The sequence below is a fragment of the Desulfonatronum sp. SC1 genome (assembly GCF_003046795.1).
GTDB lineage: Bacteria > Desulfobacterota > Desulfovibrionia > Desulfovibrionales > Desulfonatronaceae > Desulfonatronum.
Genome location: NZ_PZKN01000235.1, coordinates 1 through 390, shown reverse-complemented (window position 1 = coordinate 390; position 390 = coordinate 1). Strand labels below are relative to the sequence as shown.

1 pseudogene is annotated in these 390 nt (G+C 45.4%); it reads left to right on the top strand.

The features are described 5' to 3' along the window. Nucleotides 1-390 (top strand): annotated as a pseudogene (locus C6366_RS21390) (hypothetical protein); the annotation flags it as partial.

Genomic DNA, 390 nt, shown 5'->3' with positions numbered 1-390 from the left:
ATTATGTGTTGTCAAAAACTCCCGGTAACACAGTTTCAAATTTAAGCTCTTCAAGGGCTTTGCGCGATGTGACGGCCAAACACGGTGGAACCTACTACGCCGCAGCGGTAGGGGAGGTTAATGTGGTTGAGAAAATGCGCGAGGTAAATGCCGTAATAGGGGGCGAAGGCAACGGAGGTGTGATTTACCCCGCAAGCCATAACGGACGCGATGCGCTTGTGGGTGTTGCTCTGTTTTTAACACATCTTGCCAAATCCGGATTAAAGTGCTCAGAGATGCGGAAGCAATATCCTGCCTACTTTATGTCAAAAAACAAAATTGAACTAACCCCGGATATTGATGTAGATGGCATACTTGTTAAAATAAAAGAACTCTATACTTCGGAAAAGG